At 25.1% G+C, this 1164-nt stretch carries 1 protein-coding gene; it reads left to right on the top strand.

The genetic code is table 11. The annotated features are described in order from the left end of the window. Positions 1 to 72: 72 nt before the first annotated feature. A partial coding sequence (locus tag FPG59_RS16220) for a hypothetical protein (RefSeq protein WP_140344728.1) occupies positions 73 to 1164 on the top strand: 1092 nt, incomplete at its 3' end.

Here is a 1164-nt window from a genome sequence, read left to right as displayed (position 1 = left end):
TTTCAAATAGTAAAAATGTAAATACAGGTAATATAAACAGTGGTGGGGGTAATGTTCAATTAGGAGATAATTATGGAAATTAATAATGCTAATTTTGGAAATATTGATAGTAATGGAGGACCTATTCAGTTAGGAAATAATTATATAACAAATGTTTTTGAAGGTTTAGAGGATTTATCAAATGACTTTAAAGAACAATTAAAGACTATTGAACAAACCATTTATTCATTTAAGCCCAAAACAGCTTTAGATTTTTTAAATAATTTAGAAAAAAGAGTAACTGAAAAGAATATAAAAGACAAAGATAAAATTTTAAGCAAAATTTTATTTTTAAAAGGTGCTTGTAAACGAGAATTGGATGAATACAAAAAAGAAAATTCAGCTGAGGATTTTATAAAAGCATCTAACTTAAATCCAACTGAGAATGGTTTTAGAGAAAGAGCTTGTGTTGAATATTTGAATTTAAATGATAATAAAAAAGCTTTAGTTAAAGCAGAAGAAATTCTTCAAATTGATGAGTATAATAAGTCTGCTTGGTTTGTAAAAGCTGTTACTTCCACTGATATAAAGAATTTTTTAAGTTTTATTCCGGCAGTTGTTATTGAAAATTATAATTTTAGATTAAGTATTATTTCCCACATAATAGCAACTGAAAATCTAAGTTTTTTAGAGAATTTATCAGAGTATGATTTAGTGTTAGATATTGCTTTTGAAAAGTATAACGAAGTTACTTTCGACAATCTTGAAGCTTGGAGAATTGCAATTGATTTGTCAATAAATAAAGTATTACATGATTATCCTTCCAAATATATTTGTGGAGAGCATTTTATTGTCGAGGATAATCCGCTTATGGAAAAAGTATTTAATTTACTTGGATTATACGTATCTAAGCTAAGCGATACTGAAATTAAAGATTCAATATCGCATCAAAAATTTTATTACAATTATTTCGGATACCTATTAACTAATAAAGAAAATTATTATCAAGACATATTAAATGATTATTCTAATACTCCTAAACCATATTGGTTTTACACCTTTAGCTTTTGCCAAATATTAAATCATAAAAAAGATTACGTAAAATCATTAGAATGTATTATTGAATATGAACAATCTCAAGATGTTTTATCTAGTGAATTTTTTATAGTTAAGTCTGCTTTATTT

This window comes from Flavobacterium sp. FPG59 (assembly GCF_002150205.1).
GTDB lineage: Bacteria > Bacteroidota > Bacteroidia > Flavobacteriales > Flavobacteriaceae > Flavobacterium.
Note: the sequence above shows the minus strand (reverse complement) of the source record. Positions and strands in the feature narration are given on the sequence as shown.